Origin of the sequence: Streptomyces sp. NPDC090127 (assembly GCF_044746945.1) — a bacterium.
GTDB lineage: Bacteria > Actinomycetota > Actinomycetes > Streptomycetales > Streptomycetaceae > Streptomyces.
Window position 1 is genome coordinate 868,601 of sequence record NZ_JBIVDE010000003.1, and the last position, 22,504, is coordinate 891,104.

General features: G+C 73.9%; 17 protein-coding genes. 12 read left to right on the forward strand and 5 right to left on the reverse strand.

Annotated elements, in window-relative coordinates:
• The first annotated feature begins 54 nt into the window (after nucleotides 1-54).
• Together ACIPPS_RS14740 and ACIPPS_RS14745 are read left to right on the forward strand one after the other, a co-directional pair.
• On the forward strand, nucleotides 55-1,626 hold the full coding sequence (locus ACIPPS_RS14740; protein WP_401430982.1) for a M28 family peptidase: 1,572 nt from the start codon (nucleotides 55-57) through the stop codon (nucleotides 1,624-1,626).
• A gap of 220 nt (nucleotides 1,627-1,846) precedes the next feature.
• A complete protein-coding gene (locus ACIPPS_RS14745; RefSeq protein ID WP_401430984.1) occupies nucleotides 1,847-3,064 on the forward strand; it encodes a cysteine desulfurase-like protein in 1,218 nt (405 codons plus the stop codon).
• A 12-nt stretch (nucleotides 3,065-3,076) separates the two neighbouring features.
• On the opposite strand, the gene ACIPPS_RS14750 is transcribed toward ACIPPS_RS14745, so the two are convergent.
• The gene (locus ACIPPS_RS14750; RefSeq protein ID WP_401430986.1) at nucleotides 3,077-3,634 is read right to left on the reverse strand and encodes an FABP family protein; all 558 of its coding nucleotides are present in this window, start codon (nucleotides 3,632-3,634) and stop codon (nucleotides 3,077-3,079) included.
• 109 nt (nucleotides 3,635-3,743) lie between these two features.
• Between ACIPPS_RS14750 and ACIPPS_RS14755 the strand changes: the two genes are divergently transcribed.
• Together ACIPPS_RS14755 and ACIPPS_RS14760 are read left to right on the forward strand one after the other, a co-directional pair.
• Nucleotides 3,744-5,846 (forward strand): DUF4139 domain-containing protein, encoded by a 2,103-nt coding sequence (locus tag ACIPPS_RS14755; protein WP_401430988.1) that lies wholly within the window; start codon nucleotides 3,744-3,746, stop codon nucleotides 5,844-5,846.
• Nucleotides 5,847-5,854: 8 nt separating this feature from the next.
• The gene (locus ACIPPS_RS14760) at nucleotides 5,855-7,417 is read left to right on the forward strand and encodes a DUF4139 domain-containing protein (RefSeq protein ID WP_401430990.1); all 1,563 of its coding nucleotides are present in this window, start codon (nucleotides 5,855-5,857) and stop codon (nucleotides 7,415-7,417) included.
• Here ACIPPS_RS14760 and ACIPPS_RS14765 read toward each other — a convergent pair.
• Both ACIPPS_RS14765 and ACIPPS_RS14770 read right to left on the reverse strand, forming a co-directional pair.
• A complete protein-coding gene (locus ACIPPS_RS14765; protein WP_401430992.1) occupies nucleotides 7,404-9,734 on the reverse strand; it encodes an FUSC family protein in 2,331 nt (776 codons plus the stop codon). The genes ACIPPS_RS14760 and ACIPPS_RS14765 overlap by 14 nt on opposite strands.
• A 133-nt stretch (nucleotides 9,735-9,867) precedes the next feature.
• Nucleotides 9,868-10,287 carry a YjbQ family protein gene (locus ACIPPS_RS14770; protein ID WP_401430994.1) on the reverse strand — a complete coding sequence of 140 codons (420 nt, stop codon included), beginning with the start codon at nucleotides 10,285-10,287 and terminating at the stop codon, nucleotides 9,868-9,870.
• Between the two features lie 91 nt (nucleotides 10,288-10,378).
• Here ACIPPS_RS14770 and ACIPPS_RS14775 point away from each other — a divergent pair, with 91 nt between their 5' ends.
• The 6 genes from ACIPPS_RS14775 (at nucleotide 10,379) to ACIPPS_RS14800 (ending at nucleotide 15,760) form a co-directional block, all read left to right on the forward strand.
• A complete protein-coding gene (locus ACIPPS_RS14775) occupies nucleotides 10,379-10,462 on the forward strand; it encodes a putative leader peptide (protein ID WP_351816447.1) in 84 nt (27 codons plus the stop codon).
• A 126-nt stretch (nucleotides 10,463-10,588) separates the two neighbouring features.
• Nucleotides 10,589-11,455, forward strand: a complete 867-nt coding sequence (locus ACIPPS_RS14780) for an ABC transporter permease (RefSeq protein ID WP_401430996.1) — start codon at nucleotides 10,589-10,591, stop codon at nucleotides 11,453-11,455.
• The gene (locus ACIPPS_RS14785; protein ID WP_401430998.1) at nucleotides 11,428-12,162 is read left to right on the forward strand and encodes an ABC transporter ATP-binding protein; all 735 of its coding nucleotides are present in this window, start codon (nucleotides 11,428-11,430) and stop codon (nucleotides 12,160-12,162) included. The genes ACIPPS_RS14780 and ACIPPS_RS14785 overlap by 28 nt, the downstream gene beginning before the upstream one ends.
• A 34-nt stretch (nucleotides 12,163-12,196) precedes the next feature.
• Nucleotides 12,197-13,225 (forward strand): ABC transporter substrate-binding protein, encoded by a 1,029-nt coding sequence (locus tag ACIPPS_RS14790; RefSeq protein WP_401431000.1) that lies wholly within the window; start codon nucleotides 12,197-12,199, stop codon nucleotides 13,223-13,225.
• Nucleotides 13,222-14,439, forward strand: a complete 1,218-nt coding sequence (locus ACIPPS_RS14795; RefSeq protein WP_401431002.1) for an LLM class flavin-dependent oxidoreductase — start codon at nucleotides 13,222-13,224, stop codon at nucleotides 14,437-14,439. Before ACIPPS_RS14790 ends, ACIPPS_RS14795 begins: the two co-directional genes overlap by 4 nt.
• A gap of 250 nt (nucleotides 14,440-14,689) precedes the next feature.
• Nucleotides 14,690-15,760, forward strand: coding sequence for an NAD(P)-binding domain-containing protein (locus tag ACIPPS_RS14800; RefSeq protein ID WP_401431436.1), 1,071 nt, complete (start codon nucleotides 14,690-14,692; stop codon nucleotides 15,758-15,760).
• Nucleotides 15,761-15,871: 111 nt separating this feature from the next.
• Here the strand turns inward: ACIPPS_RS14800 and mltG are convergent, their stop codons facing one another.
• The gene (gene mltG / locus ACIPPS_RS14805) at nucleotides 15,872-16,732 is read right to left on the reverse strand and encodes an endolytic transglycosylase MltG (RefSeq protein WP_401431004.1); all 861 of its coding nucleotides are present in this window, start codon (nucleotides 16,730-16,732) and stop codon (nucleotides 15,872-15,874) included.
• A 300-nt stretch (nucleotides 16,733-17,032) separates the two neighbouring features.
• Nucleotides 17,033-18,868 (reverse strand): ABC transporter ATP-binding protein, encoded by a 1,836-nt coding sequence (locus ACIPPS_RS14810; RefSeq protein WP_401431006.1) that lies wholly within the window; start codon nucleotides 18,866-18,868, stop codon nucleotides 17,033-17,035.
• Nucleotides 18,869-18,963: 95 nt separating this feature from the next.
• On the opposite strand from ACIPPS_RS14810, the gene ACIPPS_RS14815 reads away from it, so the two are divergent.
• Nucleotides 18,964-19,407: a MarR family winged helix-turn-helix transcriptional regulator gene (locus ACIPPS_RS14815; RefSeq protein ID WP_401431008.1), complete on the forward strand. Its 444-nt coding sequence runs from the start codon at nucleotides 18,964-18,966 to the stop codon at nucleotides 19,405-19,407.
• A gap of 37 nt (nucleotides 19,408-19,444) precedes the next feature.
• Complete coding sequence (locus tag ACIPPS_RS14820; RefSeq protein ID WP_401431010.1) at nucleotides 19,445-22,369, forward strand: FAD-binding and (Fe-S)-binding domain-containing protein; 2,925 nt, start codon at nucleotides 19,445-19,447, stop codon at nucleotides 22,367-22,369.
• The last annotated feature ends 135 nt before the right edge of the window (nucleotides 22,370-22,504 follow it).

The window sequence follows — 22,504 nt, forward strand, 5'->3', positions numbered from 1 at the left end:
CCCCCAGAGATCGCTAGCTTCCCCTCAACCTCGTTCGCACCGGGAAGGACCTCTGTGGACGCATCACCTCGCAGAGCCGTGGCCACCCTGGCCGCAGCCGCTCTCGCGACCCCGCTCCTGCTGGTCGCCGCATCGCCCGCCTCCTCGCAACAGGACAGGCCGGGCAAGGACGCCGCCAAGCTCTCCCAGGCGCTCGTCCGGGAGGCGTCCGCCCAGGACGCCTTACGGCACCTGGAGAAGTTTCAGGCCATCGCCGACTCGGCGGGCGGCCACCGCGTCGCCGGTTCGCTCGGCCACGACGCCTCGGCCGCCTACGTCTACCAGCAGCTGAAGAAGGCCGGGTACCTCGTCTCGTACCAGAGGTTCGACTTCGTCTACACGCAGACGCTCGCGGAGAAGGTCTCCGCCGTCACACCGGCCCCGTACGACGTCGAGGTCAGGGCCCTGACCTACACGAGGTCCACGCCGGTCGGCGGTGTCCGCGCCGACGTGGCGGCCGTCCCGGTCGACGCCGACGGCACCACCGGCTGCGAGCCCGGCGACTACGCCGCCGGCGCCTTCGCCGGGAAGATCGCGCTGATCAAGCGCGGCGGCTGCGCCTTCGCCGTCAAGCAGGAACAGGCCGCGGCGGCGGGCGCGATCGGCGCCCTCGTCTACAACAACATCGACGCCGGGTACGGCCCCCTCTCGGGCACCCTCGGCGACCCGGCCGCCGCCCGTATCCCCACCGGCGGGATCAGCAAGGCCGCGGGCGAGAAGCTCACCGCCGACCTGGCCCGGGGCCCGGTGAACCTCTCCTTCGAGCTCCGCCAGCTCCAGGAGAAGCGGTCCACCAACAACGTCATCGCCGAGACCAGGAACGGCAACGCGGCCGACACGGTGATGCTCGGCGCCTCGCTGGACTCGGTCCTCGCCGGCCCCGGCATCAACGACAACGGCTCCGGCTCGGCCGGCCTGCTCGACGTCGCCCTGAAGCTGGCCACGACGGAGAAGAAGCCGCGCAACAAGGTGCGGTTCGCCTGGTGGTCGGCGGCGGAGAGCGGCCTGGTCGGCTCGCACCACTACGTCGCGAACCTCACCCCGCTCGACCGGCGGGAGATCAAGCTCTACCTCAACTTCGAGCTGATCGCCTCGACCAACCACGGCCTGTTCGTCTATGACGGCGACAACTCGGACGGCGCCAACGGCCAGCTCGCGCCCACCGGTTCGGACCGGCTGGAGCAGGACATCTCCGCGTTCCTCGGCAAGCGGGGCCTGCCGCACGCGGGCACCCCGTTCGTCGCCCGCTTCGACTACGGCCCGTTCCTCGACGCCGGAATACCCTCCGGCGGTACGTACGCGGGCGCGGAGGCGCTCAAGACGGCCGCCGAGGCGGAGAAGTTCGGCGGCACGGCGGGGGTGGCGTTCGACCCGAACTACCACGGGGCCGGTGACACGATCAGGAACATCAGCATGACGGCGTTCGACACCCACATCGACGTCATCGCCCACGCCGTCGGTACCTACGCGCACGACCTCGGCTCCCTGCGGCAGCCGACGGGCGCGGCACGGACGGACGGCGCCGCGGCGTCCGCGGCGGCGGCGACCGCCCCGCGCGCGCCTCGCGTCTACGGCGTGACCGAGTAGGCGTGACCGAGCAGGGGTGACCGAGTAGGCAGGCTCCCCGCCGAGCACACCCCCGTGCCGGGTCGTCGCCTCCGACGGCCCGGCACGGGCGGTCTCCCCCGACTTCCGTGCGGAGAAAGGTTTCCCCGACCGCCCACACGGAGATCGGTCTCCCCGACCCCAGCCCCGCCCCTACGGCCCCGCACCAGTCCCCTCGTCCGCCGCACAGAAAGCCGAGGCCATGGCCATCGACGTCACCGCCCTCCGGGCCCACTTCCCCTCCCTCGACCACGGCCTGGCCTTCTTCGACGGGCCGGGCGGCACGCAGACCCCCCGCCCCGTCGCCGAGGCCATCGCCGAGACGCTCACCGGGCCGCTCTCCAACCGGGGCACGATCAGCCCGTCCGAGCTCAACGCCGAGCGGTCCGTCACGGAGTTCCGCGCCGCCTACGCCGACCTGCTGCACATGCCCGCCGACGCCGTGGTCCACGGTCGCAGCGCGACCCAGCTCACGTACGACTTCGCCCGTCTGCTGGCCCGCGGCTGGGGTGCGGGCGACGAGGTCGTCGTCAGCCGGCTCGACCACGACTGCAACGTCCGCCCCTGGGTCCAGGCGGCCGAGCGCGCCGGGGCGAGGGTCCGCTGGATCGAGATCGAGCCGACGACGGCGGAACTCGACCTGGAGTCGTACGAGCGGGTCCTCTCACCGCGTACCCGTCTGGTGGCCGTCACCGCGGCCTCGAACGTCCTGGGGACGAAGCCGCCGCTGCGCCGGATCGCCGACCTGGCGCACGAGGTCGGCGCGCTGGTGTACGTGGACGGGGTGCACTACGCGGCGCACCACCTCGTGGACGTACCGGCGCTGGGTGCGGACCTGTTCGTCTGCTCGCCGTACAAGTTCCTCGGCCCGCACTGCGGCGTCCTCACCGGAGCGCCCGAGCTCCTGGAGACCCTCCGCCCGGACAAGCTCCTGCCGTCTCCGGACACGGTTCCGGAGCGCTTCGAGTTCGGCACGCTCCCGTACGAGATCCTGGCGGGCGCGCGGGCCGCGGTGGACTTCCTCGCGGCGGTCGACCCGGGCGAGGGGAGCTCGCGCCGGGAGCGGCTGACGTCGTCCCTGCGCTCCCTCCACGCGCACGAACTGGCCCTGCGTACGCGGCTGGAGGAGGGGCTGCGCGACCTGGGGGACGCCGCCGTGACCCTGCACTCGAAGGCGCGGGACCGCACCCCGACCCTCCTGATGACCCTCGAAGGGCGCGACCCGCGCGAGGCGCAGATCCAGCTGGCCGCCCGCGGCATCCTGGCGACGGCCGGCCAGTTCTACGCGTACGAGCCCTTCACCGCCTTGAAACTGGAGGGTCCGGCGCTCCGGATGGGGCTGGCGCCCTACAACACGGCCGACGAGGTGGACCGCCTTCTCGAAGGCCTCGCCGCCTTCCTCCGCACCTCGACCGCGTGAGGGCCCAGGCCCTCAGGGCGTGACGCCGTCCGCGCGCACCAGCCGGGCCGCGAGGTGGTGTTGCAGGGGCTGTCCGACCGCCGCGAGGTCATGGGTGAACTCCAGGGCGGCCCCCTCGTCCGTCACGGTGTAGCGGCGGCGGGTGGCGGTCACCTCCTTGGCGGTGGGGGTGAGCGCCACCCCGTGGCTGGCCAGGTCGACCGCGCCGGCGTCGGCGCCGCCGACCAGGATCTCGGCGATGCCGGTCGGCTGGGTGATCAACGCCTCCACCCGGCCCTCGGGTTGGAGCCGCCACCAGCCGGTCTCCCGGGCGGACGGCCGCAGCGGACGGCCGTCGGCGTCCAGGAGCCAGGCGCGCGCCTCGAACTGGAGGAACGGGCGCCCGTCGTGGCTGAAGGTGACCTGCTGGGCGTAGGTGAACTCCTCGTCGAGCGTCGGGTACGTGCCCCGGCCCCGGCCGACCCAGGTCCCGATGAGTCCGGTCACGGGCGCGAGCAGCGGGTGAGGTGCGGGGACCGCGTCGGGACGCAGGGCGTCGGGGAACGGGGGCTGCTGGGCGGGGTCGTGCATGATGTGCGCTCCTGGGTCGCGGCCGGTACCGGTCGGCAGCTTAGGCGGACGCGTCGACGGCCCGGGCATAGGCTTCGCTCGGCATCGAGGTTCCAGGGGACGGGGGCACATGGACATGGGAACGGAACGACGGTGGGGATCCACCCTCGACTCGGTCGTGGTGTACGCACAGGGCGCGCTCTGCCGACGGCTTGCCCGGGGCAGCGTGCCCGCCGACGGCCGGATCCGTGTGACGGGCCTGCCCCGTTCGCTGGACCCGGGCTCGCTGCGGGCCCGCGTCCTCGGCACGTCGGGCGTGCGCGTCACCGAGGCCCGGGTGGCGTTCGAGGCCGAGCCGCTCGGCGCGGGCGCACCCGACGAGCTGCGGCGCGAGGGCGAGCGACTGCACGAGGCGTACGCGAAGGCCTCGGCCCGTCTGGACCGGCAGAAGAGCCTGATCGCGGAGGTCGAGGCGCTCCGCCCGGTGCCCCCCGGCCGCAAGCGCGACGATCCGCACCGCCGCACCCCGGTCGACGCGTGGCTGGAACTGGCCGACTTCGTCGACGAGCGGCTGGCGGTCCTGCACGCCCGCCTCGCCGAGGCGGAGGAGGCGGTGCGCGAGGCGGACCACGCCTACGCCGTCGCCGAGGACAGGCTGGCCCGCGCCTCCACCGACGCGCCGCCGGCGCATGTGGAGACCACTGTCGGCGCGCTCCTGACGCTCGCCGGCGCCGCCGACGCCACCGGCGACGACGACCTCGAGGTGGAGCTGGAGTACGGGGTTCCGGGCGCCGTCTGGGTGCCGACGTACCGCCTCACGCACCGTCAGGGCGACGACAGCGGGCGCCTGGTGCTGCGCGCCTCGGTGGCCCAGCGGACCGGCGAGGACTGGACGGGCGTACGTCTCGCCCTCGCCACCGCCGATCTGCGCCGCCGCACCGATCTGCCCAGGCTCCACTCGGTACGGATCGGGCGCCGGCAGTCCGCGCCCGCGCCGTCCGGCTGGCGCGAGCCCCCGGCCGGGCTCGCCGACCTGTTCTCCGGCTTCGACGCGGCCGGGCCCTCCCCGGACGCGACCGGCCGCTCCGGAGCAGCGGCCGGTGCCGTCGGCGGAGCCGCGCCCTCTCCGGTCGCGCCACCGCCGCCGCCGGCCCCGCAGGGGTACGGCGCGCCGACCGGCGGCGTACCGAGGCCCGTCGCCGCGTACGGCGGCGCTGCGCCCCCCGGCCCGGCGCAACCGTCCGGTCCGCCCCGCGCCGCCCGCGCACGGACCGGTGGCAGTCCGTTCGGCGGAGGCCCGGGCGCCCCGGGTGCCCCCGGTGCGCCGGCCATGGCCCCCGCTCCCGCCGCGCCCGGCGCCGCCGCACCCGTACCACCGCCGCCTCCGGTCGCCGGGCCGCCGCGGCCGAGCGGGGACGAACTCGACTACGCCGCACTGGTCCTGAGCGGGCCCGAGGAGCCGGCCGGCCGTCGGGGTCGGCTGTTCCCCGCCGTCGGCTTCGATCCGGTGGCGGCGGAGCACCGCCGCCGTGCCGAGGCGGTGGCCGCGCTGCCGCTGCCCGGCCATGCCGTCCGGCCCCGCGTCTCCGCGGGCTCCTTCGACCACCGTTTCGACGCCGCCGCCCGCGCCGACGTTCCGTCGGACGGCACCTGGCACACCGTCACCGTCGGTGAGATCCCGGTCGGCCTGCGGACCGAGTACCTCTGTGTGCCGTCCGTGGAGCAGACCGTGTACGCGACGCTGGTGCTCTCCAACGCCACCGACCAGGCCCTCCTGGCCGGGCCCGTCGAGGTCACCGCCGACGACGAGTTCCTGCTGACCGCCGCGCTGCCGACGCTCGCCCCCGGCGGTGTGCGACGGGTGGGGCTCGGGCCCGCCGAGGGCATCCGGGTCACCCGCCGCACCCACCTGCGCGAGTCGACCTCGGGCCTGCGCAACACCACCACGGTGCTCGACCACCGCGTCCACGTGGAACTCGCCAACCGGCTCGCGCGGCCGGTCACCGTCGAGGTCCGCGAACGGGTCCCCGTCACCTCCGAGGCGGACGTCCGCGTCGAGGAGCGGGCCGACTGGACGGCGCCGGAGGCGGACGCAGGACCGGATCGCCACGCGCCGGGCACGCGCGTGTGGCGCCGGGAGCTGCCCGCCGGGGCCACCACCGCCCTCGAAGGCGGCTACGAGATCCGCATCCCGACCGGCAAGGCCCTGGTCGGCGGCAACCGCAGGAGCTGACACACCCCATGGCCACGGCCCCGAACCCCATCGCCCTCCCCGTCACCGCCGTCACCTGCCTGGAGGACCGCGCCCACATCGAACGCGCCACCGTGCTCGACCTGGCGGGCGGGGTCCAGCGGCTGCGCCTCGGACCGGTCAGCGCGCTCGCCGTCGACCGGACCCTGCACGCCGAGCTGACGGCCGAGCACGGGGCGGCCGTGCTCGACGCACGGATCGTCCGCACCTGGACCCCGCGCGGGCCGCAGCCGCCCACCGACGACGACTCGGCGCTCCGCCGGCGCGAGCACGCCCTCGAAAAGGAGCGGCTCGACCTGGAGCGGCGACGCGACCGGCTGCTCACCCGCCTGGACCTGCTGGGCCGCCTCTCCGCCGACCTGCTCCGGGAGATCGGCGAGGGCGCGGGGGCCGGGGAGACCGAGCGGACGCGGTGGGCCGATGAGCTGGACCGGGTGGACGGCGAGCGGGAGACGTACGGCGAGGAACTCCGTACCGTGGACGTCCGGTCGGCCGCCCTGACCGCCGAACTCCGGGACGTCCAGCGGGCCATGGAGCTCGCCGAGGAGGAGGCCGCCGAGCTGGTCGGCCATGTCGAGCTGACCGTGGAGGCCGAGGCGGCCGGGCCGGTCGCACTGCGGCTGAGCCACCTCACCTCGTGCGCGCTGTGGCGGCCCGCCTACCGGGCCGAGCTCGCCGGTGACGCGCTCACCCTGGAGACCGGGGCGGTGGTGTGGCAGCGCACCGGCGAGGACTGGTCCGACGTCCGGCTCACCCTGTCGACCGCCCGCTCCGCCCTGGCCACCGATCCGCCGTCCCTGGGCGAGGACCGGTTGACCCTCAAGGACCGCTCGGCGGCGGAGCGCCGCACGGTCGACGTCGAGCTGCGCGAGGAGGAGATCGGCAGCCTCGGCCCGGTCCCCGTGGTCGGCCTGCCGGGGGTGGACGACGGCGGTGAGACACGGGTGCTGCGGGCCCCCGCGCCGGTCTCGGTGCCCGGTGACGGGCGGGCCCACCGGGTGCCGCTCTCCGTGTTCACCACGGCGGCGCGCAGGGAGTACGCCTGCTCGCCCGAGCTGTCCCCGCTGGTCACCCAGGTGGTGCGGTTCGACAACCGCTCCGGCCACGTGCTGCTCGCCGGGCCGGTGGACCTGGTCGGCGCGGGCGGCTTCGGCGGGCGCGGGGCGCTGGAGTTCACCGCCCTGGGCGCCCCCGTGGAGCTCGCCTTCGGCAGCCGCGACGACCACCGGGTGGTCCGGGAGACCGAGGAGTCCCGCGACACCACCGGGCTCACCCAGCGCACGGTGGTCACCCGCACGGTCCGGCTCCACCTGTCCCGGTTCTCCGCCCCCGGGGAGCAGGGCGAGCGGGTGGTCGCCGTCCGGGAGCGGATCCCGGTCTCCGAGGTCTCGGCGGTGGAGGTACGGCTCCACAAGGACGCCTGCTCCCCGGCCCCGGACGCGGTCGACGCCGAGGGCATCGTCCGCTGGGACGTCCCTCTCGCCCCCGGCGGCCGCCGCACGCTCACCCTCGTCTACGAACTGTCGGCGAGCTCCAAGGTCACGGGGCTCTGAGTCCCTCGCGGCGGCCGTCGGTGATCCGGCCGAGATCCGCGAGGACGGCGTCCAGCCAGGACTCCGTCGCGTAGTACCGGCCCGGCGCCCCGGCCGGAGCGGTCTCCTCGGCCCCGGCCCGGGAGGCCGCGCCGCCGGAGCCCGCGCCCTGCTCGCCGCCGGACACCGCGCCCCGATCGCCGCCGGGCCCGTCGTCCAGCCCGCCGTGCGACGCGGCGCCCGGCGCGTCCGGCTCGGTCCCCGGCCCCGGCGTGCGCGAGGGGGCGTCCTCGCTCGGGACCATCAGGGTGGAGAGCAGCAGCATCCGGGCCGCCACCCGGTCCGCGAGCCGGGTCAGGGCGAGGGCCGCGGCGGGATCCAGCGGGGGTACGACGACGGGGTCGGGTACGACGACGGGCTCGGCGGGCCCCTTCCCCGGCCCGGAGGAGGGTCTGGACAAGGGCCCGCCCGGGTCCTCCTCCGGCCCGGGCGGCGCAGCGACCAGCCGGTCGGCGCCCCACAGGGTGTGGTGACCGGTCAGCAGCACGGCCTGGAAGTCGACCGGGCGCGCCGTGGCGGCCGTCGGCCTCGCCGGTTCGCTCTGGAACTGCGCGAACGCCGACTCGGCCAGGATGAGCGCGTGACGCAGCGCGGTGTGCGAGGGCGGGCGGTCCGGGTCCCGCAGGCCGCCCGCCGCGATCGTCGAGGCCGTGGCCACCACGACCTCCGCCGCGGACCGGAGCAGCACCGCGCAGGACTGCCGTACCTCCCGCTGCGCGCCGCGCGGCCAGGCCAGCAGTCCGAAGACGGCACCGATCGCGCTGCCGACGAGCACGTCGAGCAGCCGCACCTCGGCCAGCTGCCAGGTGGCGGGTGCCAGCTGGGCGAAGACCATCGAGACGACGAGCGCGAAGAACGCCTGGGCCCAGCCGAGGCCCTTGACCGGCCCCACCGTGAAGGTGATCAACAGCACCGGTACGAGCACGGCGGCGTAGACGGTGGTGTCCGTCCCGACCAGGGCGAGCACCCCGGCCGTGCACAGGGCGCCGATGAACGTCCCGGCGACCGCCTGTTTGATGCCGGCCCGGGTCGCGTACAGGGTCGTCCGGGTGAGGGTCAGGGTCGCGAGCATGGCCCAGAAGCCGTGCGGGAGCGTGTCGAGTCCGGCGACGGTCCGGGCGGCCGCCAGGGCAAGGCCGATCCGGACCGCGTTCTGGAAGAAGACCGACCGGGATCCCGCGTTGCCCACGAGCCGCCGCCACCACAGCTGCGGCGCCCGCATCCTGGCGTACCAGAACCGCCCGAGGGGCAGTGGGGGCCCGGTGCTGCGCCCCCGTACGACCAAACCCACGGCGGTCGACAGGGCGAGGGCGGCGTCGGCCAGTTCGAGCAGGGCCGCGCTGCGCCGCACGGCCGCCGCGTCGGCCGAGCCGGTGGGCGCGGCGGCGAGGAGCGCCCGCTCACGTGCCAGGCCGGAGCCGGCCGTGCTCTCGGGCGGAGCGCCGCGCAGCAGGGCGGCGCTGTCGGCCGCCGAACGCCCGACGGCGCGCAGCAGGTCCGGGTACGCGGCGGAGGGTGGTCGTCCCGGTGGCACGGCGGGCAGATGGTGCAGCCGGTTGAGCAGGGTGCGGGCCGCGAGCCCGGTGTGGGCGAGGGCCCGCGAGCGGACCCCGGGGCCGGCGGGCCGCTCGGCCTCCGGAACCGACAGGGGCCGCAGTGCCTGGGCCGCCGCGTCGGCCGCGTCGCCCGTCTGCGGGGACAGCGCGTACGGAGACCGGGCCAGCTCCCCGGCGCACCGCCCGGCGACGTCGGCGGCGCGTGCGGCGAGCTCGCGGTACGGCAGGGCCGGCGGATCGCGGAACAGGGTCGCTTCGGCGAGGGCGAGGAGCAGGAGCCCGACGGTGGTGCCGGTCAGCCGCTCGCCCAGGGTGCCGGGGGCGTACGGAGGGAACGACGGGAGGATGTAGAGCAGCTGGAGCCCCGGGGCCACTCCGGCCGGGCGGGGCCCGCCGACGGCGACGAAGGCGAGCGCGAAGCCGATGACCAGCATCCCGGCCACGGCGCTCGACGTCCGCACGGCGAGGTACGTGCCGACGGCGACCAGGACCCAGGCCACCGGCAGCGCCCGCAGCACCACCCCGGCCCGCTGCCGTCCGGTCCCCGGAACGCGTGAAAGACCGCCCAGCGCGACCGCCGCGAACAGCGCGTAGGTCGCGGCGACGGTCTGCCCGAACCCGTACAGGAACACGTAGAACCCGGCGGCCGCGGCGACCGTGACCCGCAGCGACCCGCGGGCCGCGGCCACGTACGCGGCGGGCAGACGGAGCGAACCACGCATGCTCCCAGCATCGACCACCACCCCCACCCCGGCACCCTGTGCGCTCCATCGGGGCGGGCGGCGGTCGTCGGTTCGGCGGACGCGACGCGGACCGCGCGGGCGGCTGCCCGAGGAACGCGGACCGCGTCGGCCGCTACCCCAGGAACGTGAGTCGGACCTGACGCTCCGGGTTGTCCTTGTTCGTGTCGACGAGGCAGATGGACTGCCAGGTGCCCAGCTCCAGCCGGCCGCCGAGGACCGGGACCGTGGCGTGCGGCGGGACCATGGCCGGGAGGACGTGGTCGCGGCCGTGGCCCGGGGAGCCGTGGCGGTGCTGCCAGCGGTCGTCGGCCGGGAGCAGGTGGTGCAGGGCCGTCAGGAGGTCGGTGTCGCTGCCCGCGCCGGTTTCGAGGATGGCGAGTCCGGCGGTGGCGTGCGGGACGAAGAGGTTGAGGAGGCCGTCGAGGCCGGGGGCGGTCTCGGTGAGGAAGTCGGAGCAGGCCCGGGTCAGGTCGGTGACCGTCTCCGAGCCGCCGGTGGTGAGCGTGAGGACGCGGGTGGTGAAGGTGGACATGAGACCATCCTGCCGCTCACGACGCGGGACGGCTCGTCCACGCTCCGAGACACCGTTGACCGCCACCGGAACGAGTCGCTAGGTTCGCGCCATGTTGCGTACAGCCCTGCTCACCACGCGCGGTCACATCGACCTGCTGCGGGTGGCCTCCGCCGCCTGTCGTCGCGGCTGCTGACGCCCTCTCACACCTCTGAACCCTCCGCGCTGACATCCGTGGTCGCGCGCCGTCGTCGGCGTGCGCACGGGAGCTGACGCGTACGCACCCTTCTCCTCCCTCTTCTCCTCCCTGTGGAGACCCTTCATGACGGTCGGCCATGCCCCGCCCTCTTCCCTGCCCGACATATCCCCCGTTTCCGCACTTGAGGAGGTGATTCCCACCGCCCGAGGCGGATCCGGACGGCGGACCCGCGTGCCTCGCTGGGCGCGCCGGACGATCGGGCCCCTGCTTCTGCTCGTCTCCTGGCAGGTGCTCAGTTCGACCGGAGTCCTCCCCGCCGACGTGCTCGCCTCCCCCGGGACCATCGCCCGCGCCGGGGGAGAGCTGATCGCCGACGGCACCCTGCCGCACGCCATGGGTGTCTCGCTCCAACGCGTCGCCGTGGGGCTGCTGTTGGGCGGCACGATCGGTATCTCGCTCGCCCTGGTGTCCGGCCTCTCACGGCTCGGTGAGGATCTCGTCGACGCGACCGTGCAGATGCTGCGGACCGTCCCGTGGGTGGGGCTCATCCCGCTGTTCATCATCTGGCTGGGCATCGGCGAGGCGCCCAAGGTGGCGCTGATCGCCTTGGGCGTCGCCTTCCATCTGTACCTCAACGTGTACGCCGGGATCCGCGGGGTCGACGCCCAGCTGGTCGAGGCGGGCGAGTCGTTGGGCCTGCGCCGCTGGGGGCTCATCCGGCACGTCGTGCTGCCGGGGGCGCTGCCCGGCGCCATGACCGGACTGCGGTACTCCCTCGCCACCGCCTGGCTCGCCCTGGTCTTCGGGGAGTCGATCAACGCCGACGCCGGCATCGGCTTCCTGATGAACCAGGCACGGGAGTTCTTCCGTACCGACGTCATCGTCGTCTGCCTCGTCGTCTACGCCTTCCTCGGCCTGCTCGCCGACGCCGTCGTCCGTACTCTCGAAAGGCTGCTGCTGCAATGGCGACCGACCTTCACCGGGCAGTGACCATCGAAGGGCTGACCCGCTCCTTCGACGGCCGTCCCGTCATCGACCAGCTCGATCTGACCCTGCGCGCGGGCGAGTTCACCGCGCTCCTCGGCCACAGCGGCTGCGGCAAGTCCACGCTGCTGCGGGTCCTCGCCGGGCTCGACCGGGAGATCTCCGGGACCGTCCTCGTCCCCCGGCGCCGGGCCGTCGCCTTCCAGGCGCCCCGCCTGATGCCGTGGAAGCGGGTCTGGCGCAACGTCCTGCTCGGCCTGCCCGGCAGGCCCGAACGATCCGTCGCGGAGAAGGCGTTGGAGGAGGTCGGGCTCGGCCACCGGGCGGGCGCGTGGCCCAAGACGCTGTCCGGCGGCGAGGCCCAGCGCGCCTCCCTCGCCCGCGCTCTCGTACGGGAGCCCGATCTGCTGCTGCTCGACGAGCCGTTCGGCGCCCTCGACGCGCTCACCCGCATCAAGGCGCAGCGCCTGGTGGCCGAGTTGTGGCAGCGGCGCGGGTGCGCGGTGCTCCTGGTGACGCACGACGTCGACGAGGCGCTGCTGCTCGCCGACCGGGCGCTGGTGATGCGCGACGGCGTCATCGCGTACGACACCCCCGTCGCCCTCGACCGCCCCCGCGCCGCCGGCGACCCGCACCTCGCCGCCCTGCGCTCCCGGCTCCTCGCCGAACTCGGCGTCGAGACGGAACTCCCCGCCGTGCACCAGGCCGCCTGACCTCCACTCCCCCGCGACCCGAAGGACCCCGACCATGAAACGCTCCCTCCTGCCCGCCGTCCTCCTCCTTCCCCTCGCGTTGCTGGCCTCTGCCTGCTCCTCCCCCTCCGCCGCCGACTCCGGCGTCGACGGCAAGGGATCCGTCGTCCTCAACGTCGGTGATCAGAAGGGCGGTTCGGAAGCCGTCCTGCGTGCGGCCGGAGAACTCGACGACCTGCCGTACCGCATCAGGTGGTCGACCTTCACCTCCGGACCACCACTCCTGGAGGCGGTCAACGCCAAGGCCGTCGACATCGGCGCCGTCGGCAACACCCCGCCCGTCTTCGCGGCAGGCGCCGACTCCAAGATCACCGTGGTCGCCGCCACCCACGGCGACCCGGCCGGCGAGGCCATCCTCGTGCCGGCGGACTCGCCGATCCGCACGCCCCAGGACCTGAAGGGCCGCAAGGTCGCCGTGGCCCAGGGCAGCTCCGCCCACTTCCAGTTGATCGCCTCGCTCAAGAAGGCCGGGCTCGCCCTCGACGACATCGAGGTGAGCCTGCTCCAGCCCGCCGACGCGCTCGCCGCGTTCACCAGCGGCAAGGTCGACGCGTGGGCCGTCTGGGACCCGTACACCTCGCAGGTACTCGCGGGCGGGAAGGCGCGGGTGCTGACCGACGGCCGGGGCGTGGTCAACGGTCTCGGTTTCCAGGTCGCCGCGCCCGCCGCGCTCGCCGACAAGGAGAAGGCCGCGGCGATCGGCGACTACATCGAGCGGCTGCGGCGCGCCCAGGACTGGGTCCACGAGCACCCGGACGTCTGGGCGAAGGCCTGGGCGAAGGAGACCGGGCTCCCCTATGACATCGCGCTCGCGGCCGTGAAGCGCAGCAGCGGCACCCGGATCGCGGTCGCGCTCGACAAGGAGGCCATCGCCTCCGAGCAGCGGATCGCCGACACCTTCGCCGAACTGAAGCTGATTCCGCGGACGTTCGACTTCGCCGACTACGTCGACACCCGCTTCGACAAGGACCTGCCGCCGTCCACCACCCCGGCGCGCACCTACGGAAAGGGCTCCCCCTCATGACCGTCCATCTGCACTGGTTCCTGCCGACCGGCGGCGACGGCCGTACGCTCGTCGACCGGCACGCCTACACCGACGGCGGCATCACCCGGACCGGGTCCGTGACCGGCGTGCGCGCCCCCGACATCGAGTATCTGGCGCAGATCGCCAAGGCGGCCGAGCAGTTGGGCTTCGAGGCCGTGCTGACGCCGACCGGCACCTGGTGCGAGGACGCCTGGCTGACGACGGCGGCGCTCGCCCAGCACACCGAGCGGCTCAAGTTCCTGGTGGCGTTCCGGCCGGGGGTGATCTCGCCGGTCCTCGCGGCGCAGATGGCCGCCACCTATCAGCGGATCACCCGGGGCCGGCTGCTCCTCAACGTCGTCACCGGCGGTGACTCGGTGGAGCAGCGCCGCTTCGGCGACCATCTGGACCACGACCGGCGCTATGCCCGCACGGCCGAGTTCCTGAAGATCGTGCGCGGTGCGTGGAGCGGGCGGCCGTACGACTTCGAGGGCGAGCACTACCAGGTGGAGGGCGCGCTCACCGCCCTGCCGCCCGACCCCGTGCCGGAGATCTTCTTCGGCGGCTCGTCCGAGGCGGCCGGGCCGGTCGCGGCGGAGCACGCGGATGTGTATCTGACCTGGGGCGAGCCGCCGTGGCAGGTCAAGGAGAAGATCGACTGGATCCGGCGGCTCGCCGAGGAGCGCGGGCGGACGGTGCGCTTCGGGGTCCGGCTGCACACGATCTCGCGGGACTCCGCGCGCGAGGCGTGGGGCGTGGCGGACCGGCTGCTGTCCGACCTCGACGCGGAGACGATCGCGGCGGCGCAGCGGACGCTGGGCCGGAGCGAGTCGGTCGGTCAGCAGCGGATGCTGGCGCTGCACGGCGGAGGCTCGCTCGACCGGGAGAAGCTGGAGATCGCGCCGAACCTGTGGGCGGGCGTGGGTCTCGTACGGGGCGGGGCCGGCACCGCGCTGGTGGGCAGCCACGCCGACGTCGCCGACCGGATCGAGGAGTACCACGCCCTCGGGGTGGAGCACTTCGTGCTCTCCGGCTATCCGCACCTGGAGGAGGCGTACTGGTTCGGGGAGGGCGTGACCCCCGAGCTGGCGGCGCGCGGCCTGCTGCCGAGGATCCCGGCCTCGCCGCTGCTCGGCGTCCCGGCGGCCAACGGGCGACCGGCGTCGGCGCCCGGCGGCGCCCCGCTGCTCCTCGCGGGCGGCGGCGGCCGCTAGCCGAAGCCGTGGCGGGCGCGTCGGGAAGATCCGCGCGCCCGTCACGGTTGGTGGAATCGTGAACGACTTCGGCGTGGAGAACGGTCAGGACGTGCGCACCGGGCGCGTGCGGGGCGTCGATACGGTGCGTGACGCCGTCGTCGTGCGTGACGTCGACGTAGTGCGTGACGTCGATACGGCACGTGACATCGCCGTGGTGCCTGACGTCGATGCGGTGCGTGACATCGCCGTGGTGCCTGACGTCGATGCGGTGCGTGACATCGACGTGGTCGTCATCGGTGCCGGGCAGGCCGGGCTCTCCGCCGCCTACCACCTGCGCCGCACCGGGCTCGTCCCGGACCGCGGCTTCGTCGTCCTCGACCACGCCCCGCGCCCCGGCGGGGCCTGGCAGTTCCGCTGGCCCTCGCTCACCTACGGCAAGGTCCACGGGATGCACGCGCTGCCCGGCATGGAGCTGACCGGCGCCGACGACCGCCGACCCTCGTCCGAGGTGATCGGCGCGTACTTCACGGCGTACGAGAACCGCTTCGGCCTGCGGGTCCACCGCCCCGTGGAGGTGAGCGCCGTCCGCGAGGGCGAGGGCGGCCGGCTGCTGGTGGAGACCTCGGAGGGGACGTACGCCACCCGCGCCCTGATCAACGCCACCGGCACCTGGGACCGCCCCTTCTGGCCGCGCTACCCGGGGCAGGAGACCTTCCGGGGCCGTCAGCTGCACACGGCGAACTATCCGGGCCCCGCGGAGTTCGCCGGTCGGCGGGTCGTCGTCGTGGGCGGCGGCGCCTCCGGGACCCAGCATCTGATGGAGATCGCCGACGTCGCGGCGGAGACCACCTGGGTGACGCGGCGCGAGCCCGTCTACCGCGAGGGGCCGTTCGGTGAGGCGGCGGGGCGGGCGGCGGTCGCGATGGTCGAGGAGCGGGTACGCAAGGGGCTGCCACCGCAGAGCGTCGTCTCCGTCACCGGCCTGCCGCTCACCGACGCGATCCGCGAGGCCCGCGAGCGGGGCGTGCTCGAGCGCAACCCCATGTTCGACCGCATCACGCCGACCGGGGTCGCCTGGGCCGACGGCCGGACCGTCGACGCCGACGTGATCCTCTGGGCGACCGGTTTCCGGGCCGCGATCGACCATCTCGCCCCGCTCCGGCTGCGTGAGCCCGGTGGTGGCATCCAGGTGGAGGGGACCCGGGCGGTACGGGACGGGCGCGTCCATCTCGTCGGGTACGGCCCGTCGGCCTCGACGATCGGCGCCAACCGGGCCGGGCGGGCGGCCGTCACCGAGATCCTCCACCTGCTGGAGCGGGAGCCGGTGGCCGCCTCGTAGCGCGGCCCGCCGTGGCCCGAATCAGCTCGGACCCTCCGGTTCCGCGCGCCGGCTCTCGGCTCTCCGGCACAGCCGGCCGGTGCCGCCCGTCGGAGCCGGCGGGTTTCCCGCTCAGCCCGCGCCGTCGGCCGCGCGGCGGTTCGCGTTGAACTCCTCGACGTTCGCCTGGTGTTCGGCGTAGTCGGCGGTGAACCGGGTGTCCCCCGGCTTCACCGTCACGAAGTACAGCCAGTCGCCCTTGGCCGGTTCGATCGCGGCCGTCATCGCCTGCTCCCCCGGGTTCCCGATCGGGGTGGGCGGCAGCCCGGTGCGCTCGTAGGTGTTGAAGGGGCTGTCGATCTTGGTGTCCGCGTGCGTGGTGTCGACGGTGGAACGGCCCAGGGCGTAGTTCAGGGTCGAGTCCATCTGGAGCGCCATCCCCCGGGCGAGGCGGTTGTAGACGACCCGGGCGACCTTTCCCATGTCCTCGGTGGTGTCGGCCTCCGCCTGGACGATGCTCGCGATGATCACCGTCTGGTGGACGCTCACCTGGTTGCGCTGGGCGCCCGCGGTGATGTGATCGGCGCCGAAGCGCCTGCCCGCCGTCTGGACCATGTAGCGGAGCAGGCCCTCCGGGGTGGTCGCAGAGACGAACGGATAGGTCGCCGGGAAGAGGTATCCCTCGGGGTTGCCCTGGGCGGCGGCCGGCAGGCCGAGGGGCGCGACCGGGGCGGTGGCCGCCTTGCGGGTGGCCCCCGGCGCGAGACCGAGCGAGCGGTCGACGGCCGTGTAGACCTGGCCCGCGCGCCAGCCCTCGGGGACGAGCAGGGTCCGCGGCTTCTCCGGGGCGGGCTTCTCCTCGCCGAGGAGCAGGGGGACGGTGACCGCCGCGGCCACGGCGAGGGCGGTGCCGGTGAGCAGGGCGATCCAGCCGCGCCGGGTGAGCCGGGGGCGGCGGCGACGGTCTTCGGGCTGCCAGGACCGGTACGTCATGGGCGCACGCTAACCCGGCCCGGTGGCGAAACCGGGGAGCCCCGCACATGCGGCGGCGCCGCCGGCCCCCTGGGACGGGGGGCCGACGGCGCCGCTTTCCTGCCGGGCGTGAGGGTCAGACGAGCCAGCCCAGGAAGTGGAGGACGCCGGCGAGCAGGTTGGTGATGACGTTCATGGTGGTGCTTCTCCTTGTGCCAAGTGCATCTGCGGGACAGTGCGCGGTCGCGGTCTGCAGCCCGTCGCTTGCGCACCGTAATCATCAGCTGCCACAAGGGAGTTGAGCAACGAATCCGGAGACGATCACACGTTCTGGGGAACAACCGCTCCCACGTTCGTGTGTTCGTCGCGGCGCACCAGGGCGGCGTACCGTCCGTCCAGGGCGAGCAGCTCCTTGTGGCTGCCGCGCTCGGCGATCCGGCCCGCGTCGAGGACGACGATCTGGTCGGCGTCCCGGACGGTGGAGAGCCGGTGGGCGATGGTGATGGTGGTGCGTCCGGCGGAGAGGGCGTCGATGGCCTGCTGGACGGCGTGTTCGGTACGGGTGTCCAGGGCGCTGGTCGCCTCGTCGAGGATGAGCACGGGCGGGTCGCGCAGGATGGTGCGGGCGATGGCGAGGCGCTGCTTCTCGCCGCCCGAGAAGCGGTAACCCCGTTCGCCGACGAGGGTGTCGTAGCCGTCGGGCAGGCCGGCGATGTGGTCGTGGATCTGCGCGGCGCGGGCGGCGGCGCGGATCTCCTCGTCGGTGGCGTCGGGCTTGGCGAAGCGCAGGTTGTCGGCGACGGAGGCGTGGAAGAGGTACGTCTCCTGGGAGACCACGCCCACGGCCCGGGCGAGCGTGTCGAAGTCGAGGTCCCGGACGTCGACGCCGTCGAGGAGGACCCGGCCGCCCGTCACGTCGTAGAGCCGGGGCACGAGATAGCTGAGGGTGGACTTGCCGGAGCCGGTGGGGCCGACCACGGCGAGGCTGCCGCCGGCCGGGACGGTCAGGTCGACGGCGTCGAGCGTGGGGCGGCCGGGGGCCTCGGGGTCGTAGCGGAAGTCGACGTCCTCGAACGTCACCTCGCCGCTGATCTTCTGGAGCCGCACCGGGTCGGCGGGCTCGGTGATGTCGACGGGGAGGTCGAGGTATTCGAAGATCCGCTGGAAGAGCGCGAGGGAGGTCTGCATCTGGACGCCGGTGGAGAGCAGGCTCACCGTCGGACGGAAGAGGCCCTGCTGGAGCGAGACGAAGGCGACCAGGGTGCCCAGGGAGATGGCCGGACCGCCGGACTGCAGGGCGAACCCCGCGGCCCAGTAGATCAGCGCGGGCATGGCGGCCATCACGATGCCGATGGTGGACATCCGCCAGCGCCCGGCCATGGAGGAGCGCACTTCGAGGTCGACGAGGCGCTCGGACTCCTTGGCGAACGAGCTGGTCAGGGAGGTGGAGCGGCCCATCGTGCGGCCGAGCAGGATGCCACTGACGGAGAGCGACTCGGTGACCGTCGCGGCCATGACGGCCATCTGCTTCTGCCGCTGGGTGGTGATCTTCTTGCGCTCGCGGCCGACGCGGCGGCTGATCCAGACGAAGACGGGCAGCAGGAGCAGCGAGACGACGGTCAGCCGCCAGTCGAGCGCGAGCATCGCGACGACGGTGGCGACGACGGCGGTGAGGTTCGAGACGAGGGAGGTGGCGGTCGAGGTGACCGTCGCCTGCATCCCGCCGATGTCGTTGGCGATGCGGGACTGGACCTCGCCGGTGCGCGTGCGGGTGAAGAAGGCGAGCGGCATCTGCTGGAGCCGGCCGTAGACCGCGGTGCGCAGGTCGTGCATGACGCGCTGGCCGACGGTGGTGGAGATCAGGGTCTGGAGCACGCCGAAGACGCTGGTGATCACGGCGGTGGCGATCATGCCGAGGGCGAGCAGGCTGAGCAGCCCGGTCCGGCCCTGGGGGATCGCGGTGTCGAGGATCTCCTTGAGCAGGAACGGCGAGGCCACCGACACCAGGGACGAGGCGCCGACGAGCAGGCCGACGATCGCGAGCCTGCCTCGGTAGGGACGGAAGAGCCGCAGGATGCGCCGCGTCTGGGCGGGCTCCTTCGGCTGCGCGGGATCGCGTGGGGGAGGTGTCCAGTCGGACTCTTCGTGGTTGCGCATGGGCTCCTACGAGGGGTGTGAGAGGTCGGAACGATCAGAGCATAGCTCATTGTTACCTATACTCACAATGAACCAGGTCCTGATATTGTTCCTCCATGAACAGTCCCGATGCCGACGGCCTCCTCGCCGAGCAGCTTCTCCGCCTCACCCGCCGGCTGCAACGCAGCCAGAAGCGCCTCCTGGAGCCGGTCGGCATCACCCCCGCCCAGTCCCGGCTGCTGCGCACGGTCGCGCACTACGAGCAGCCGCCCCGGATGGCCGATCTCGCCACGCGCCTGGAGGTCGTCCCGCGGGCCGTCACCAGCGTCGTGGACGGCCTGGAGGCCGCGGGGCGGGTGCGCAGGGTCGCCGATCCGACGAACCGACGGGTGATCAGGATCGAGCTCACCGACGCCGGACGGGAGACGCTGCGCGCGTTGCGCAGCGCGCGTCGGGCCGCCGCAGAGGACATCCTTGCTCCATTGACCGTCGATCAGCGCGAGGTGCTCGGAGGTCTGCTGTCCGCTCTGGTCGACCACATGCCGGAGCGCAGCTGCTGACCGCGCGGGCACCGGGAGCGCCGAGGGGAGCCGTGCCATGCCACTGCTGGAGCCGAACGCGCGGGCCCTGCGCCCCGGCAGGGAGCGGCGGCCCGCCCCCGACCGGGTCCCCGACCTCCAGTCCCGGGGCACCCCCCGTCTGCTGCGCGAGGAACTGGTGGCGCTGCTCGGCCCCGAGAAGGTCCTCTCCACGATCTCCGAGCTGGTGGCGTACGCCTCCGACGCCAGCCCCTACCGCTTCGTGCCGCAGGTCGTGGTGGTCGCGGCGGACGTCGACGACATCTCCGCCGTCCTCTCCTACGCCCACGGCAAGGGCCGCGAGGTGGTCTTCCGGGCGGCCGGGACCAGTCTGAACGGGCAGGCGCAGGGCGAGGACATCCTCGTCGACGTGCGCAGGCACTGGGTGGGCGTCGAGGTCCTCGACGAAGGGGCCCGGGCCCGGATCCGCCCCGGCACCACGGTCGTCCGGGCCAACGCGGCCCTCGCCCGGCACGGCCGGGTGCTCGGCCCCGACCCGGCGAGCGCCATCGCCTGCACGATCGGCGGGGTCGTCGCGAACAACGCCTCGGGCATGACGGCGGGGACGACCAGGAACTCGTACCGGACCGTCTCCTCCCTCACCGTCGTGCTGCCGAGCGGCACCGTGGTCGACACCGCCGACCCCGCCGCCGACGAGGAGCTCGCGCGCGCCGAGCCCCGCCTGTGCGCGGGGCTATGGGAGCTGAAGGCCGAGATCGAGGCGGACCCGGAGCTCGTGGCCCGCATCCGCGCCAAGTACGCCATCAAGAACACCAACGGCTACCGCCTGGACGCCTTCCTGGACGGCGCGACGCCCGTGCAGATCCTGCGTGGGCTCATGGTCGGCTCGGAGGGCACCTTCGGCTTCATCTCCGAGGTCGTCTTCGACACGCTTCCGCTGGACCGTCAGGTCTCCACCGCGCTGCTCTTCTTCCCCTCGCTGACCGCCGCGGCCGCCGCCGTGCCGCGCTTCAACGAGGCCGGGGCGCTGGCGGTCGAGCTGATGGACGGCAACACCCTGCGCGCCTCGGTCAGCGTTGCCGGGGTCCCCGCCGACTGGGCGGAGCTGCCCGGGGAGACGGCGGCGCTGCTGGTGGAGTTCCGGGCCCCGGACATCGCGGCGCAGGAGGGGTACGAGCGGGCGGCGGCCGAAGTGCTGGGCGAGCTGGAGCTCGTCGCGCCGGTCGCCTCGGTGGACAACGCGTTCACCCGCGACCCCGGGCGGATCGCCGGGTACTGGAAGGCCCGCAAGGCGTTCGTGACGGCCGTCGGCGGGGCACGCCCCTCCGGTACGACGCTGATCACCGAGGACTTCGCCGTACCGCCGGCCCGACTCGCCGAGGCCTGCGCCGACCTCCTGGACCTCCAGGCCCGGCACGGTTTCGACGCGGCGGTGGCCGGTCACGCGGCCCACGGGAATCTGCACTTCCTGCTGGCCTTCGACGCGGCCGACCCGGCGGACGTGGAGCGGTACGCCGCGTTCATGGACGAGTTCTGCAAGCTGACGGTGGAACGCTTCGACGGCTCGCTCAAGGCGGAGCACGCCACCGGCCGCAACATCGCGCCGTTCCTGGAGCTGGAGTGGGGGCCGAGGGCGACGGAGCTGATGTGGCGGACCAAGGAGCTCATCGATCCCGACGGGGTGCTCGCCCCGCGGATCGTCCTCGACCGCGATCCGCAGGCCCATCTCCGGGGTCTGAAGACGATCCCGAAGGTCGAGGCGATCGCCGACCCGTGCATCGAGTGCGGGTTCTGCGAACCCACGTGTCCCAGCCACGACCTGACGACCACTCCGCGGCAGCGCATCGTGCTGCGCCGCGAGGTGATGCGCCAGAGCGATGGTTCCGCGGTGGAGGCGAGCCTGCTGGAGGCGTACGGCTACGACGCCGTGGACACCTGCGCCGGCGACTCCACCTGCAAGCTGGCCTGCCCGGTGGGGATCGACACCGGGGCGCTGATGAAGGAGTTCCGGCACCGGCGGCACTCGGCGCGCGAGGAGCGGATCGCGGCGCTGACGGCGACGAACTTCCGGGCCGTGGAGGCCTCGGCCCGGCTGGCGGTCGCGGCGGCCGACCGGATCGGCGACCGGCTGCTCGCGGCGGTGACGGGCCTCGCGCGCAAGGCGGTGCGGCCGGATCTCGTACCGGAGTGGCTGCCCGAGATCCCGGGCGCGGCCGGCCGCCGGCTCCCCCGCACGCATCGCCCGGCGGCGGTCGCCGTGTACTACCCGGCCTGTGTGAACCGGATCTTCGCCGGTCCCGAGGGGCTGTCGGGGCCGTCCCTGCCGGAGGCGGTGGTGGCGCTCTCCGGCCGGGCGGGCCGCCCGGTGTGGATTCCGGACGACGTGGCCGGTACGTGCTGCGCGACGATCTGGCACTCCAAGGGGTACGAGCGGGGCAACGAGGTGATGGCCAACCGGATCGTGGAGGCGGCCTGGGGCTGGACGGCGGGCGGCAAGCTGCCGCTGGTGGTCGACGCGTCGTCGTGCACGCTCGGGATCGCGCACGAGGTGGTGCCGTATCTCAGTGACGACAACCGGGAGTTGCACGCGGAGCTGACCGTCGTCGACTCGCTGGTGTGGGCGGCCGAGGAGCTGCTGCCCCGCCTCGAGGTGCGCCGCACGGTCGGTTCGGCGGTGGTCCACCCGACGTGCTCGATGCGGCATCTGGGGGACGAGGAGCAGCTGACGGCGCTGGCGCGGGCGTGCGCCGATGAGGTCGTCGTGCCGGCGGACGCGGGCTGCTGCGCCTTCGCGGGCGACCGGGGCATGCTGCACCCCGAGCTGACGGCCTCGGCCACGGCGCGGGAGGCGGCGGAGGTGACGGCGCGCCCGTTCGACGTCCATCTGTCGGCGAACCGGATGTGCGAGATCGGGATGGATCGGGCGACAGGACGGAGCTACCACTCCGTTCTGCTCGCCCTGGAGCGCGCGACGCGTCCCTGACGCCCCGTCATCCCGTGTGGCGGAACACGACGAGGGTCCCTTGCCCCATGTGGGTGAGGGACCCTCGTCGTCCGCGTGCTGCGGCGATCCGGAATGAAAGAGTCCAACCACTTGTCACAAGAGTCCAATCCGCGC